Consider the following 14,555-nt stretch of genomic DNA (forward strand, 5'->3'; position numbering starts at 1 on the left):
CCCGACTTCAATCCCGGCATTAGCGTGATTTTACCCTTGTTTTGTTGTTTCTCTATCTTGCTTTTGGCGATCATTCTCACAGAATTTACCACGATCTTTTGACCGTTAGGGATTAATTGACAAAAATCGCCATTGCAAACGTTCCCAAAAATATAATCATAAAGCAGTAAACAACTAAACCCAGACACATTGAAGCGGCCTAAACCACGCAACTTCAAACAAGACGGGTATACTGACAAGTAACAAGAACCGGGGTGAGTTATGGACTATCCAGTCATAGCAAAACAACTTCTCGAGCACTTGGGTGGCAAAGCCAACATCCAGGCGCTGGCACACTGCGCAACACGGCTACGTCTGGCAGTGAAAGATGAATCACAGATTGATGAAAGCGCAATCGAAACGCTGGATGGCGTCAAAGGCCAGTTCAAGGTCGCGGGCCAATACCAGATCATTTTTGGCTCAGGTATTGTCAATCAGGTGTATGCCGAAATGGCGAAGCTGACCGGCATGGCCGATATGTCGACCAACGACGTCGCCAGCGCCGGTGCGCAAAAGCAGAATATCGTGCAACGCGCAGTTAAAGGCTTATCCGATATTTTCGTACCTATCATTCCGGCCATCGTCGCGGGTGGTCTGCTCATGGGTCTGTTCAACGTACTGACCGCCAAAGGCTTGTTTATTGATGGTCTATCGCTGATTGATGCCAACCCCGGCCTAGCGGATTTGGCCAGCATGATCAACACTTTCGCCAACGCCCCGTTTGTTTACTTACCCGTTCTGCTGGCTTTCTCTGCATCACGCAAGTTTGGCGGAAACCCGTTCCTTGGCGCGGCACTGGGTATGCTGATGGTTCACCCGGATTTGCTTAACGGTTGGGGCTTTGGTAGCGCGACCGTGGCTGACACCGTACCGACGTGGAACATTCTCGGGCTGGAAATTCAGAAGGTGGGCTATCAAGGCTCGGTTCTGCCAGTGCTGGTTTCGGCCTTCATTTTAGCCAAAATTGAGCTCGGCCTGCGCAAAGTGATTCCATCGGTACTTGATAACCTGCTGACACCGATGCTGGCGATTTTCATCACCGGTTTCCTGACGTTCACCTTAGTTGGCCCAATCACACGTGATGTCGGCTTTATGCTGGGTGACGGCCTCAACTGGCTGTACGATTCAGCCGGCTTTATTGGCGGCGCGCTGTTTGGTTTTATCTATGCTCCGTTCGTGATTACCGGTATGCACCACAGCTTCATCGCGATTGAAACTCAGTTGCTGGCGGATATCGCAACCACCGGTGGAACCTTCATTTTCCCGATCGCGGCCATGTCCAACGTGGCACAAGGCGCCGCAGCGCTGGCAGTTGGCTTTACCACCAAAGACATCAAGCTCAAAGGAATTGCGATCCCCTCCGGCATTACCGCACTGCTGGGTATTACGGAGCCGGCGATGTTTGGTGTGAACCTGAAACTGCGTTACCCGTTCATTGCCGCCATCACAGGCTCTGCGATTGCCAGTGCTTTCATTACTCTGTTTAACGTTAAAGCCCATGCATTGGGTGCAGCAGGTCTGCCAGGCATCATCTCCATCAACCCGGAGAAAATTGGTTACTACGTGGTAGGAATGGTGATTTCATTTGCGGTTGCGTTTGGTCTGACGCTAATGTTGGGCATGCGCGAAAAAACAAAACAAAGCCTTAGCACGGCAGCATAAGTACTATCCAGTTGGCACTAACCATTGCTCACTCCGTTTGTGGGCAGTGGTTAACCTTATGTTTTTTCATTCGCACCAATAAACGTTGCATGTCCCTAACTTTTACCGATGGAATACCAATATCTAGAAACTTAGTTCTTAATTCAAAGAACTAAGCTGACTAGTGGATAACAATAGCTTCTAGGTCACACGTCCAACATCTCCATTTCACCCTGCCACTAAGCCAGTTTCCAGCATCTAACGGCACAACGAAAACCACTCAGCTCAAAAACTACGACTTTTGGACAATTGAATTTAGCTCAAAACATTCTTCTTTAAAGATACTAGTAATAATACATACTCATTCTCGAATAATGGTTATTAAGATTCATTGTCTCAGCGTGGTTGGCAACCTAGCTCTAGATACTCATTCGTGAAACCCGCGCCCACTTCCTTGTGTTAGCCTTGACAACTCATCCAATGGCTAATTTTGTCTCCGAAAAACGCAGCTTTTTCTGGCGTGGACTGGCTAAAAAGTACGCCAAGGTTAATGGTCCCAATCTCCCCATATACATCATAAAGATGATAATCAGTTCACCCGATTCGGAGAGCTGACCAGTTAAGCCACGAGATAACCCCACAGTACCTAATGCAGAAACCGCTTCAAACACGACATCTAACATCGGGGCACTTTCCGTCAAGAGTAATGCGAAGATGGCTAACCACGTCACCACAACCGAAATCATCGTCAATGCAAGGGCTTTACTGATCGTGTCTTTTGCAATTTCACGTTTAAACACATGGATTTGCTCATCACGACGTAAGTAAGCGTAAGTCGATAAAATCAACACCATAAAGGTCACGACTTTGATGCCGCTTGCGGTACTTAAAGAGCCGCCACCAATAAACATCAACACCAGAATAATCGCGGTGGTGGCATCTTCGAGTTGGTCAATCGCAAGTGTATTAAAGCCTGCGGTTCTTGGGGTTACCGCCTGAAACCAAGAAGCCAGCCACTTACCGAGTTCGCTGAGTGGCGCTAAGGTGTTGGGGTTATCACGCTCGATTAGGTAGATGGCTATCACTGCCACGGCATTGATAAGCACGGTTCCCGTTATCATCATGCGGCTATAAACCGTCAGCTTTGACCACCGACGGTTTCGCTTTAAATCCATCCAAACCGAAAAGCCTAACCCGCCAATGATAAATAGTCCTGTAATCGTCAGGTTAACGACGGGGTCATCCACATAAGGCATTAAGCTATCAGCACTTAAGGCAAACCCTGCATTATTAAACGCACTGATGGTATAGAAAAAACCGTGAAATAAACTGGTTGCCCAGCCAAGCTCATCGCTCCAATACCAGGTGAGTATGGTCATCCCAACCAGTTCGACGGTCAGAGCAAACATCAGCACGGATTTAGCGGTCGCAACAAGCGTTGAGGAGTCGGTTTGATTAAATGCTTCTCTTGCGACGGTACGCTCTAAAAAGCCGATTTTCCCTCCCAAAGCAATCAAGGTCACAATGGCAAAGGTCATGAGTCCGAGGCCACCACATTGAATCAGTAAAGCGATGACAACTTGCCCAAATAAAGTGAACTGTGTGCCTGTATCAACCACCACTAGCCCTGTTACCGTAACGGCTGAGGTAGCCGTGAACAAACTCTGTATCCAAGTGATAGGCTCATGAGCCGCAATAGGCAGTTTGAGTAATGCCGTACCCAGCAGGATAAGCAGTAAAAAGCTGCCACTTAAAATTAGTGGCGGCGCACCCACTATTTTTTTTCCTGACTTGGGTTTACGTTCTATCGGCGTGATAGAGGGGTGCCACAATACCATGTCACACCAACCTTGGAGCGAGGTATTTTAGCTCAGCGCGAGTGCCGCACAACAGAATGATATCATTCGCTTTCAAGACAAAATCATGACCAATCTGATTGAGCACGTCTTGTTCACGTTTGATGAGAACCGTTTGCACACTGCCTTTGGCATCACCAAGAATTTGTCCAATCGGAGTGTCGTGTAACGATACTCTGATGTGAATTTCAACCACATACAAGCCATGACCTAAGGACAAGTAGTTATTCACCATAGGGTAGTTTAGTGCCTGAGCGACACGCACGCCCATTTCCTCTTCAGGGTGAATAATACGTTGAACGCCAAGTTTCGACACTATGGTGTGATGTGCTTTGGTACTGGCCTTAACCCAAATTTCTTTAACACCGAGATTTTTCAATGCCAAAGTGCAAAGCAAACTTGACTGCATGTCTTCCCCAATCGCGATCAATACCGCTTCACTGTTGCCAAGATCTAATTCACGCAGCGCATTCTCATCGGTGGAGTCACAAATAATGGCTTGCGTTAACTCCTCGACATATTTCTCAACAATTTTTGGGTCGCGATCAACGCCCGTCACAGTGTGTCCGAGATGGATCAGTTCAAGACTGGCCGCGATACCAAAACGTCCAAGTCCAATGACCGTAAAATGTGCCATGACAATACCTTTACTATTTTTTCCAAAAGTGTGGCAATAACATGGCTAACACCGTGAAGTATTCCAGTCGGCCAAGGATCATTGCCAGATTTAATATCCAGATGCCTGTATCAGAAACAGGTTGAAAATTGCTTGCTACCACGCCAAAACCAGGGCCAAGCACATTGATACACGCCACTACTGCGGTAAAGGACGACCAAAAGTCCAGTCCCGTTGCCATCATCATCAAAGTGAATACCACGGTGGTCAGCGCCGCCAGAGACATAAAAGCCATCACAGCATTGGTCACATCAGAGGTTACAACTCGCCCTTGATAACGGATAGGCAAAATGGCTCTGGGATGACTAAGCTGACGAATTTCTCGTCGAATCACTTTGAACGTAATGATATCGCGCACAAATTTATTGCCCCCTGCGGTTGAACCTGAGCAACCACCAAGATAGGCACAAAACACCAAGAAGAGTGCGCTTGCCGCAGGCCAACTGCCCAAATCCGCTGCCCCAAATCCTGTACTGGTCATAAATGAGACGACGCTGAACATAGCAAAACTCAGTGAGGTAAGAAAATCGTCGTAGGCAGAATGGCTAAAAATGTACCAGCCCAAAACAAAGGAGAGCGCTATCGCGGTAAGGATAAACACTCTCGACTCTTCATCAGAGGCATAAAGACGCAGCCCTGCAAAGCCATTTCGAAACACACGAAAATGAAGACCAAAACTGATCGCGCCCAACATCATGAAAATATTGGATAGCATAAGGATAAGGTGACTTTCAAAATGCCACATACTGGCATCATGCGTCGAGAACCCACCCGTTGAAACTGTGGTAAAACTGTGCGCAATAGCATCGTAGGCTGACATCCCTGCAAGATAGTAAGCCAACGCACACGCAACGGTAATCGCCAAATACACACCCCAGAGATAATGTGCTGTCTTATTAATACGGGGCGAAAGCTTGTCATCTTTAATCGGTCCAGGCGTTTCTGCCTTAAGCAGTCGCATTCCTCCGACATTGAGCATGGGCAGTACCGCAACAACAAAAATCACCACGCCTAACCCACCCATCCACTGAAGAAATTGACGATACAAGAGAAAAGATTTCGGCATTTCGTCCAAGCCAGCCAGGATGGTGGCACCCGTGGTGGTTAAGGCGCTGATAGACTCAAATACCGCATCAGTCATGCTCACGTCTGTGACCAAATGAATGGGTAGCGCCCCTAAAAAACCCGTTAAAACCCAGGTTAAGCTGGCAAAAATTAACGCATCTCGAAAGGTGACTTTGTGCAGTTCACTTTTTCGCAATAGAACGGACAACAAAAAGGCACTGAACATCATCAACGCCGAAGGAGAGAAAAAGTCACCTGATATATGGTCTTGAAATACAAACAGCGACAACAAGCCAAATGAACCTTGTACAATACCCATCCAAAGCATGGGCATGACCAAGAGTCGAACGGTGTTCTTAAGATTAATCACGAAGTGGCTCCATCGAAACTAAACGGTAGCCAATCCCTGATTCGGTTTTAATGAGCTGTTGTTCGTCTGCACTGTCGTTGAGTTTTTTGCGCAACTGACTAACCAGTACGCGAAGATAGTGGGTATCGTCGGTATGACTTTCACCCCAAACCTCTCTCAATAAATCCGTTTGCTTCACAAGTTGCCCAGGTGTAATCATGAGCATTTCAAGAAACGCAAACTCCTTTTTGGTCAGAATGACTTCGGTATCGTACAGCCAGCATTGATGGGTACTTTTTTGTAACTTGAGTGCACTGAAAGTAACGATATCCTCACTAAAATGGTCACTGACCAAGTCTCGCAGCAGTACCTTAATCCGTACGATAAGTTCTTTAATGCCAAACGGCTTACAGAGATAGTCGTTAGCTCCCGCTTCAAGCAAGCGGATCTTCTCTTCTTCTTGGTCGCGTGCCGTTAGGATGAGCACGGGGGTTTTACTTGACTGACGGATCATCGATAGGAACTCAATACCATCGCCATCAGGCAATCCCAAGTCGAGCACCACCACATGCGGCTGAACACGCTCAAATTGCACTTTTGCCGTCGCTAACGAGTCAGCTCCCACGTAATCAAAGCCTTCAGCCGCCAAAGAAATGCGCATAAAAGTTTGGATTTGAGGCTCATCATCCACCACCAGTATTTTGTAGTTCACTACTACTCTCCTTGTTGACTGCTTGGCAGCGAAATCCGAATCAAACAACCTTGTTGTACTTCTACACATTCGATATGGCCTTGATGGGCTGAGACCACGCCTTTAGCCACACTCAATCCAAGACCAGAGCCAGAATCGTCACTTCTTTTTTCCTTGCCTGAATAAAACAGCTCGAACATTCGTTCTGCTTCATCGGGTTGCAGTGATTGGCCTTGGTTGTAGACATCAATCACCACATTTTGCTGATTCTGATAAATTGTCACGCTGACCTGTTTATCTTTAAGGGAATAGCGCAACGCATTGTCCAAGACATTAAATAACGCTTGCTCTAACAAAGCCCGGCTGACTTCAACCGATGAAACCGCCTCATTGACGACCACCTCAATACTTGTGGTGGATGAAGAGAAACGGCCAGTGACGCTTTTTACAATGTGTACTATGGATTCTTGTTGCTTCTGGATACGAACCACGCCGTGCTGCAATTTCGTCGCTTGCAAAAGGTTCTCTATGTATTGGTGTAAGCGATGGCTTTCTTTGATGGCACTGTCGAGCAGTTCATCCTTTTCTTTGGCTTTCAGTTGCGTCTGATATTCTTTGAAAGTGGTGAGATTGCCTATAATCCCCGCGAGCGGGGTTCTCAAGTCATGAGATACAGAGAGCAAAATTTGGTGGCGCAGTTGCACTTGTTCTAGCGCATTTTGTTGGCGTCGATATCGCTCAGCTAGCTGGCTGGTAGTAAAGGCAACCACAATAAAAACAAGTAAGTTGATGATGTCATCTAAGTGGAACATCTGAAGCGAATATCGAGGCGTGGTAAAGAGAAAGTTGAAACTGACGGCTTCGGCAATCGCAGCCACATAAGCTATTCGTGAGTGACATTGAAGGGCAATCACAACGATAGAAAGCTGGAGTATCAGCAACACCGCAATGGTTGAGCCTAACCAGTGATCAAGTCCTAAAGATACGACAAGTGCAAGAACAAACACCGATGCTGATAAAATATAACGCTTCTGTAGCCAACTCATTGCCATATAAGTCATTTGAAAGAAAATCTTAACAGCGACTCTATCAGATGCGGAATCAGGGTTCGCGTAAAAAAAGCGTAAAAAAATGGCGAAATCTAGAGGCGTTATATCCAATCAGAGGAAGTCACAAATAGCATCGTAACTTCCTCGATTTATTGGTTTAGGGATAAGATTACGGATGGTTGAATCCAAGCAGCTCTGTTCAGCCACTTAGAGACTCTGGTTACTGTTTTTTTAAACTAACTGCAACTCTACCAATAACTTTGATTTCATCATCGTTCACTTCAAGGCTAGTGTTACCAAACATAACAGAGAGCTTGTTCGGTAACCGCTGAATGGCGTTAATAGACAAACGTCCGTTCATATCTATCAGGTAATCACCGCTGACTGCGTCGTTCTGCCCCTTGTCAATTAGAAATCGTCCTTCATAATTTTCAACTTCAATCGTAGATGCAGCATTCAGGTTCCATGATTGAAAAATACGTTTGGCATAAGGAAGTGTTCCTGTACTGACTAATTTCCCATTGCTCAGGCTGTAGCTGGGAAGAGTAACGATAGCTTCTGATGTAGCCATCGTCATTTGCGCTTCCATCTCTGAGTTGTAGCTATTTGACGTTTCAGCAATCACCTCATGACTAGAAGATGTGTTACGAGTAAACGAGTGGTGCAACTTTTCCAGCGGAAAATCCGAAGGTAATATGAGCTGGTGAACTGGAATGCCAGTACGTAGATGAGTACGGACCACCAGTTCATGAGATGTTCGATTGTGAGTATTCCAAGTGCTAAAAGTGGTTTTTGGCACATCAAATAACGTAGCCATTTCACCAAAGGAAGCACAATGGGTTAGGTCTCTCAAATTTGAAGTGAAGTCATGACCTTTTAAATAGTCAAAAATAAGGATTTTCTTACTCATGTACCGTCCAATTAGTGCGAGTAAACTCAAAAAGCAACAATAAAGTCATGAGAATTGGTAAAAAACATTGACTAAATTCATCTGAGGACTCACACTGTACGTATTCAACAAAATAGCGCATAAATTAGGAAAAGTGCGCGAAACCAACGCGTAAGGATACCATTCATGGCGAAGAATCAAATAGACATTGATGCATCCTGTATCTCAAAAACTAGGTTCCGACGACAATTTTGCTGTCATTTCTGTATTCAACTCCTGTTGCAGCATACCAAAGATATCTTGTTGTTTGATGGAATATCTGTCTATTCTAGTTGGTTACTCCAACTATTAAGAAGTGACAATATCAAGCGCTCATGGAGGCTTGGGCATGAGTGAACTCGTTTCCCATGAAGTCGATATTCAATCTGTCGATTTCACCGAAATTCTGGCCGGGCGCAAAACACATCATGTGTGCCTCAATGTTCATCAATACACAGTTGGTGATGTACTTATCCTACGGGAAGTCGACGGGAGCGGTAAAGGCACCGGACAGGTAATGCAATCATCTATCACCCATATCCAACCGAGCAATTTGCTGGGATTTACAGACGAATGGTGTGTTTTGTCATTAGCAAACACAACACCTTCGCAGGGGATTCGTCTCATCGGCTATCTTCGTGACCGACTGGAGGAACATTGCGATTGCACAGAAACATCTTATCCGTTCATCAAAACAGCCGGAAGCGTCGCCAACCAGGCACAGCGTACAGTACAGTCGGGCCGGAGCTGGATAGATGAAGCCAATCACTTTCTAAAGAAGTTCCCGATTATTGAATCGTAAGTGAGAAAATCATCGTAGTTTCCTTATTTTGATTTCCTGACAAAGCACAAATCGGAATACGTATTCAACAGACTCTCGCGACGTAAAATTAAATAAAAACGTATGAGAACATTGGATGCCTCTCCTGAACAAATTTACTTGTCAACGTAGAGCGCATCAATAATCGGACAAGAATCAATAGATATACTAGCCCCTTTACACTGGCTGACCATACTGTTCAAGGCCTGTTTCAGCCTTTCCAAATCGTCTATTTTCTGTTGAATAGCTCTAGCCTGGAGCATCGCTACAGCTTTTACCTCGCCGCAATAATGGTTAGGTTCATCGATGAATGTCAGCAACTCTTTGATTTGCACGATACTAAACCCCAACTCACGACTGCGCCGAATGAAGTTAAGTCTTTTGACATGCGACAAAGCATACATGCGATGACCTCCTTCAGTTCGCGGCGGATCGGGCATCAGTCCGATTTTTTCTGCCCGATCAGCAATCTGACCAATCGAAAATTGTGGTGAAGTCATCTCATTTTCATCTTGAACCTATAGTAACTATAGGTCCTATAATGCCCTATATTAGTTAGCCATACGTGGTGATCATTGATGCACACTATTATAGGAAAATCTGAACTGACCTGCCCGGTATGTGGATACAAAGAAATACTCACCATGCCTCAGGATGTCTGCCAGTGGTTTCACGAGTGCTCGAAATGTCATGTGTTACTGAAACCAAAACCCCATGACTGCTGCGTCTTCTGTTCCTACGGTTCCGTGCCTTGTCCCCCCATCCAACGTCAAGGTATGTCCGGCTCTACAGAAGGAGATTACTGTGATCAATAATGTCTCCGATAAACCCTGGCTGCGATGGCTGACTCTGTTCTTATCCAGTAGCACTTTGCTGTGTTGCGCCCTTCCCGTCCTGATGGTGTCTTTAGGGTTTGGGGCCGCAATGGCCAGTCTGAACTACCATATTCCCGGTTTGTTATTTCTCGCCGAACACAAGCTCTGGACGCTCAGCCTCTCGGCACTATTACTGTTGCTTCTGGCCTGGATGATCTGGCGCCCCAATCAGGCATGCCCCACCGATCCGGCATTGGCCTCACTCTGCAAGAAGACCAAACGTTTGAACCGGTGGATTTTCTGGGTCAGCGTCAGCATCTGGGGGGTAGGTTTTTTCTTCAGTTATATACTGCTGCCTGTTCGGCAAACGTTTTGGTAGGAGGATGACACATGAAACGACGATTGATGTTGATTCTGTTGTCCATAGTGACAATGGTGGCTCCGGTCACATTTGCAAAGACGTTTGAGGTTGAGGTACACGGCATGACTTGCGCTTTCTGTGTCAACAGTTTGGATCGCAGGCTAACGGCGATGCCTTCGATAACTCAGGTTCAGATCAGCTTGAAAAACAACAAGGTCCTCCTGAAAACAGACGGTGATACACTGGACATTGAAGCCATTAAACAAGCCATTCGGGATGCCGGTTTTACCCCCGTTAATGTGACAGCCCGGAGTGATGATGGTAAAGAATAACCTTTTTGCCCTCTTGAGCTTAAGTGGCCTGTTAGGCATGGTGCCCCTGGCCTGCGGGATGGGATTGCGATCATTCGTCGCGCTGCCCATTGAAAAAGGTGGGTCTGTGATCCGTTTTGCTTACGAACACAATGACGGTACCGATGTCCTGCTGGCGAACGCCGCCTACGGATTGAGTGCAAACCAGGCCATTTTACTGGGCCTGCCCTATCGATTGTCGCCTGATGGTCCGGACCGGCAAGATGATGTATCCGTTCTGTTTCGGCATATTGTGTGGCAACACGATAGTCTATCCGGGACCCGTCGGCTCGGGTTGTTAGGTGGCGCCATTGTTCCGACAGAAAGTAACCGGGATGCGGCATTGCAGGCTGGCTTTGTGATGACCTACTTTCAGGGACGTCATGAATGGGATCTGGATGCGCTCTATCAGGCTGGTCTGCAACATCGCCCTGACAGCGGCCGCTATGATATTTCCTGGCAATATAGGCTAGCACCTGACGAACGCCCCGAATGGGGATTGCCACCCGAGTTGAACAGCGTATTGGAGTTCAATGGTCGTTGGAATGAGGATACAGGCACCGTACATCAAATCACTACTGGGTTACAGTGGGTTCACAAAGAATGGGTCATTGAAGGAGGACTCATCAAGGAATTGAACAAATCCGCCGACTGGCGTTATATATTGAGTACGAGATTCCACTTCTAAATATGTTAGCCCGTACGTTCTAAAAACGATTTACGTAGCGTTCTACAATACTGGAAGCAAATCTATACACTATATATCGTCACCATGTAACGGTTACTAATTCCTAGTAACTACACCTTATAAACGCCACAAGGCTCTTTTTACTGCTTTCACGCGCTAAAATAGCGTATATAAACAGAGTATGTTGTCGAGCTGCATATGATATGAAAAAAGCCCCTACATCAGAAGGCATTCTATGGGGCAAATATTTCGACTTAAACTAGGAGTGTTGCGTAAATCAATACTACAAAGTTTAGAGGAGATTGGGAGGAAATCAACTTCAACATGTAAGAATCCAAGACTGCTTCCATTTAACATCAATAAGCGATGTACTCTATTTAGATTCGAAAGTAAGCAGTAACGCGTACCATTAAATATTGATTAATGAGCCAACATTAGTTGATTTATACATCTATAATTAATATTATAACTACACTCAGTTTAAAAAAGTTTATGATACATAACGTTGGTATGAAGACTAAGTCGACTAGGGAATTAGAGTCCAAAGAAGATTACTTGATCATGTGGCTTTGGGAAAACTACTTACAAAGAAATAGTTGTACTGCAACTGCTACAGACTGTGAGTTAAACTTACTAGCTAAAATCCTTTACGAAAAGAGACAAATCCAAAGTGGATTCATTATTTCTGGAGTGAGCGAAAGCCTTGTTGAAGACATAGCGCAACATATAATATTACTCGGTGATAGCCTTTATGATCGAAATATATCTATTGTGAAAGAAATTAAAGAAATCATCATAGAACATAAAGAACTATACAATACTAATGAACAATAAGCATTGTATGATATACATGTATACGTAAGCTTTGATTCGTTCTCACTTATTATTTTCACATTTTTTGGAATGACTCTCTCTGAATCAACAAGTCAACATAAGTTACGAGACATATAGGATCTCATCAATAATGTCGCTGATAATTAATCTCGGTATCTATTACCTTATCGCTTAATCGTATTTTTCAATTACGATAGCAGATTCCAAACGTCAATAACACCTTAGTCATTTATAAATCACTTTTGGAAATAAAGAGAATTTAGATGATTATCACCACTTCATCCGAGCTGTTGCTGATTCGCTTTAACCATATCATTAATAAGGTCACTATCTTGTGTAGAAGCTTTCTCATAGTCAATGCCAGTGCCACTAGCCATCTGTATCTCAGGTGTTGAGTTAAGATCTCCCAGCTTCTTAAGCTTAATAGATGTATCTTCGATGATAGATTCCATCAACACGAATGATTCGGGAGACAAAGCATTTTTCTCTCTCGCCTCCATTTGAAACAGCTGTAAATTATTCAAGAAGTTATTTACTATATCATGAACTGTCCTCATCGTAGCACGCAGCACCTTTACTCGTTCTTCTTGCACTTCAAGTTTATGTTTATTTCGGGCCATCTCCCCTTGTTCAATGACCTTCGGCAGCCATTGTTTAATACCTACGGCTAACATTAAGAACCCCATAAGATAACCAACAACTTTTTCCAAAAATGCTTGAACGGGAGTGTCACCTATAATTAGAAACTGGTTTAATTCCTCAAAGTTATCAGTGATATCAATCAACGTTCCAAAGAAGATTAAGACAAACCCGGAAATAATCGCCCACCAACCACTAATTTTGCTTAACTCTTTAGCATGTTGAGCTTTGAGAAAAGAAATAATGATCCCTCCAACCATGATTGCTCTCAATATCTCGATGATAATGTCAGTCATTGTTAAATCTTCCTTTACCCATGTCGATACATGCATATTAGCTCATAATTCAACCAAATTCATATATTCTTCGCGCTGTACATCTAATAAAATTCGCTATTCCCACAAACACATAAGACAATCCTAATGTAAATACACTAAAGAGTAATGACGAAAGTATGTACTAACTACAGCCATTGTTAAGAGGGAAACAATGCGGCAAACTTCACGCCACGTATCTTCATTGAAAGCACTCCGTTTACGTTTTTATAAGTTTTAATACTCTCGGTTGTAGAGAAGCATGAAATACTTCATCTCTTTAAGCTTCTCCAACTTTGAAGGGATTATGTATAACACCAAGTATATGAGGAAAAATGCGACAGCGGCAGTCAACGCAGTTTGAATTAGCTCTGTCGTTTCAAGCTTTCTGCCTAGCGTCGTAATTAACCCCAGGAATACCCCCCCAACAAAACTGCCAAAGCTCTTACGTAAAACACCACTAGAGTCAGCAATATCTATCTGTAAGTCTAATAGCTCCATGCAGTCTGACACTTGGTTGCTAGTAATCGAGCGCTCCTGGAGTTTCTGCTTAAACATCAAGTAACGACTTGTTTGATGAACTTCATCGTTATGAGGGACTACATGGTGTGAAAGATCACCAAACTCTCGCAAAATAAGACGCTTCTTCATTCGACTAAGAAATAAGACTAAAACGAGCTCACTGATCCCGATTGGCCAAAAGGATATATTTGGGAACCAGTAAAGTGAGATGACCCCGTAGAGGAAGAACGTTGCAGAAATCGCTATTACAGCTCTTTCCCAGTTGCTACAGCTTATAATGACACTTCTAAACAAATTTCGAGTAGTAGCCTGCTTGTGGTAGGCCTCCCAAATGACTTTCCAATGATTCATATAAACCTCCAAATTCAATACTGCCAAATAAATTCAAAGTTGGTGTCGTACCTTGGTCCTCCTATAAACAGATCTCGTATATAAGCAGAAAAAACACTAAAAACATGCCATTTTCTGAACCATTCTTGTGAAAATACAGCTTCTACCACCTCAGTTAACAAGCGTTCTCTTTTTATACTAAACTGAAAGACACGATAATACGAAACAAGAGGCATAGTTAAAACAGTAAAAACCGTACACGTAAATATTTGAAACGCATCGCAAACCGAATAAACCATAAACACCAGATCTCATTTACAAGACGAAGTTATGCGTACAAACGTGATTGATATCAACATGATTGTTCGAGGACTTGAGATAGCATCGCGCGATTAAAAATAATGAGAATGTTGGAATGCCAAAGAGTTCTTTATCTAAATATCACTACTTGCTAACAAAGCTGATGCTGATACTCGCAGCCGTTATTGCAATGGCTAGTTTTCTTATGGCAGGTCTGCACTATCAAGGGTTAGTCAGAACAAAAATACAATTCTTTGATGAAACACTGTATTCACTGAAGAACACTTA

General features: G+C 44.3%; 16 protein-coding genes. 7 read left to right on the forward strand and 9 right to left on the reverse strand.

Translation table 11 applies throughout. The features are described from left to right. Window positions 1–261: 261 nt before the first annotated feature. Window positions 262–1,701: a sucrose-specific PTS transporter subunit IIBC gene (locus tag CAG64_RS04975; protein WP_161448497.1), complete on the forward strand. Its 1,440-nt coding sequence runs from the start codon at window positions 262–264 to the stop codon at window positions 1,699–1,701. Between the two features lie 452 nt (window positions 1,702–2,153). Here CAG64_RS04975 and CAG64_RS04980 read toward each other — a convergent pair whose 3' ends face one another. The 6 genes from CAG64_RS04980 to CAG64_RS05005 form a co-directional block, all read right to left on the reverse strand. Continuing rightward, entirely contained in the window at window positions 2,154–3,518 is a 1,365-nt protein-coding gene (locus CAG64_RS04980) for a TrkH family potassium uptake protein (RefSeq protein WP_161448499.1), read from the reverse strand. A gap of 1 nt (window position 3,519) precedes the next feature. Continuing rightward, complete coding sequence (locus CAG64_RS04985) at window positions 3,520–4,173, reverse strand: potassium channel family protein (protein ID WP_161448501.1); 654 nt, start codon at window positions 4,171–4,173, stop codon at window positions 3,520–3,522. Between the two features lie 13 nt (window positions 4,174–4,186). Beyond that, window positions 4,187–5,647: a TrkH family potassium uptake protein gene (locus CAG64_RS04990; RefSeq protein WP_337247433.1), complete on the reverse strand. Its 1,461-nt coding sequence runs from the start codon at window positions 5,645–5,647 to the stop codon at window positions 4,187–4,189. Continuing rightward, complete coding sequence (locus tag CAG64_RS04995) at window positions 5,640–6,338, reverse strand: response regulator (RefSeq protein ID WP_161448503.1); 699 nt, start codon at window positions 6,336–6,338, stop codon at window positions 5,640–5,642. Before CAG64_RS04995 ends, CAG64_RS04990 begins: the two co-directional genes overlap by 8 nt. A 2-nt stretch (window positions 6,339–6,340) precedes the next feature. Then, entirely contained in the window at window positions 6,341–7,363 is a 1,023-nt protein-coding gene (locus tag CAG64_RS05000; protein WP_161448509.1) for a sensor histidine kinase, read from the reverse strand. Window positions 7,364–7,586: 223 nt separating this feature from the next. After that, window positions 7,587–8,276, reverse strand: coding sequence for a helix-turn-helix domain-containing protein (locus CAG64_RS05005; protein ID WP_161448505.1), 690 nt, complete (start codon window positions 8,274–8,276; stop codon window positions 7,587–7,589). A 367-nt stretch (window positions 8,277–8,643) separates the two neighbouring features. Between CAG64_RS05005 and CAG64_RS05010 the strand changes: the two genes are divergently transcribed. Further along, window positions 8,644–9,096 carry a DUF3850 domain-containing protein gene (locus CAG64_RS05010; RefSeq protein WP_161488551.1) on the forward strand — a complete coding sequence of 151 codons (453 nt, stop codon included), beginning with the start codon at window positions 8,644–8,646 and terminating at the stop codon, window positions 9,094–9,096. A gap of 134 nt (window positions 9,097–9,230) precedes the next feature. Here the strand turns inward: CAG64_RS05010 and CAG64_RS05015 are convergent, their stop codons facing one another. Further along, window positions 9,231–9,614 carry a MerR family DNA-binding protein gene (locus CAG64_RS05015; protein ID WP_161488550.1) on the reverse strand — a complete coding sequence of 128 codons (384 nt, stop codon included), beginning with the start codon at window positions 9,612–9,614 and terminating at the stop codon, window positions 9,231–9,233. A 78-nt stretch (window positions 9,615–9,692) separates the two neighbouring features. Here CAG64_RS05015 and CAG64_RS23965 point away from each other — a divergent pair, with 78 nt between their 5' ends. The 5 genes from CAG64_RS23965 to CAG64_RS05035 all read left to right on the forward strand — a co-directional run bounded on the left by CAG64_RS23965 (window position 9,693) and on the right by CAG64_RS05035 (window position 12,162). After that, complete coding sequence (locus CAG64_RS23965; protein ID WP_272924759.1) at window positions 9,693–9,929, forward strand: GDCCVxC domain-containing (seleno)protein; 237 nt, start codon at window positions 9,693–9,695, stop codon at window positions 9,927–9,929. Beyond that, on the forward strand, window positions 9,919–10,308 hold the full coding sequence (locus tag CAG64_RS05020) for a hypothetical protein (RefSeq protein WP_161488549.1): 390 nt from the start codon (window positions 9,919–9,921) through the stop codon (window positions 10,306–10,308). Before CAG64_RS23965 ends, CAG64_RS05020 begins: the two co-directional genes overlap by 11 nt. Window positions 10,309–10,319: 11 nt before the next feature. Beyond that, window positions 10,320–10,622, forward strand: a complete 303-nt coding sequence (locus CAG64_RS05025; RefSeq protein WP_161488548.1) for a heavy-metal-associated domain-containing protein — start codon at window positions 10,320–10,322, stop codon at window positions 10,620–10,622. A gap of 64 nt (window positions 10,623–10,686) precedes the next feature. Then, window positions 10,687–11,328 carry a hypothetical protein gene (locus CAG64_RS05030; protein WP_202601088.1) on the forward strand — a complete coding sequence of 214 codons (642 nt, stop codon included), beginning with the start codon at window positions 10,687–10,689 and terminating at the stop codon, window positions 11,326–11,328. Between the two features lie 555 nt (window positions 11,329–11,883). Further along, window positions 11,884–12,162 carry a hypothetical protein gene (locus tag CAG64_RS05035; protein WP_161489281.1) on the forward strand — a complete coding sequence of 93 codons (279 nt, stop codon included), beginning with the start codon at window positions 11,884–11,886 and terminating at the stop codon, window positions 12,160–12,162. 278 nt (window positions 12,163–12,440) lie between these two features. On the opposite strand, the gene CAG64_RS05040 is transcribed toward CAG64_RS05035, so the two are convergent. Then, entirely contained in the window at window positions 12,441–13,097 is a 657-nt protein-coding gene (locus CAG64_RS05040) for a hypothetical protein (RefSeq protein ID WP_161489282.1), read from the reverse strand. 255 nt (window positions 13,098–13,352) lie between these two features. Further along, entirely contained in the window at window positions 13,353–13,988 is a 636-nt protein-coding gene (locus tag CAG64_RS05045) for a hypothetical protein (protein ID WP_161489283.1), read from the reverse strand. Window positions 13,989–14,555: the final 567 nt, after the last annotated feature.

Origin of the sequence: Vibrio sp. V38_P2S17PM301 (assembly GCF_009904845.1) — a bacterium.
Lineage (GTDB): Bacteria > Pseudomonadota > Gammaproteobacteria > Enterobacterales > Vibrionaceae > Vibrio > Vibrio proteolyticus.

Coding starts and splice junctions, on each gene's coding strand:
- CAG64_RS04975 (WP_161448497.1), top strand. CDS start 262: ATGGACTATCCAGTCATAGCAAAACAACTTCTCGAGCACTTGGGTGGC.
- CAG64_RS04980 (WP_161448499.1), bottom strand. CDS start 3,518: ATGGTATTGTGGCACCCCTCTATCACGCCGATAGAACGTAAACCCAAG.
- CAG64_RS04985 (WP_161448501.1), bottom strand. CDS start 4,173: ATGGCACATTTTACGGTCATTGGACTTGGACGTTTTGGTATCGCGGCC.
- CAG64_RS05000 (WP_161448509.1), bottom strand. CDS start 7,363: ATGAGTTGGCTACAGAAGCGTTATATTTTATCAGCATCGGTGTTTGTT.
- CAG64_RS05005 (WP_161448505.1), bottom strand. CDS start 8,276: ATGAGTAAGAAAATCCTTATTTTTGACTATTTAAAAGGTCATGACTTC.
- CAG64_RS05010 (WP_161488551.1), top strand. CDS start 8,644: ATGAGTGAACTCGTTTCCCATGAAGTCGATATTCAATCTGTCGATTTC.
- CAG64_RS05015 (WP_161488550.1), bottom strand. CDS start 9,614: ATGACTTCACCACAATTTTCGATTGGTCAGATTGCTGATCGGGCAGAA.
- CAG64_RS23965 (WP_272924759.1), top strand. CDS start 9,693: ATGCACACTATTATAGGAAAATCTGAACTGACCTGCCCGGTATGTGGA.
- CAG64_RS05025 (WP_161488548.1), top strand. CDS start 10,320: ATGAAACGACGATTGATGTTGATTCTGTTGTCCATAGTGACAATGGTG.
- CAG64_RS05040 (WP_161489282.1), bottom strand. CDS start 13,097: ATGACTGACATTATCATCGAGATATTGAGAGCAATCATGGTTGGAGGG.
- CAG64_RS05045 (WP_161489283.1), bottom strand. CDS start 13,988: ATGAATCATTGGAAAGTCATTTGGGAGGCCTACCACAAGCAGGCTACT.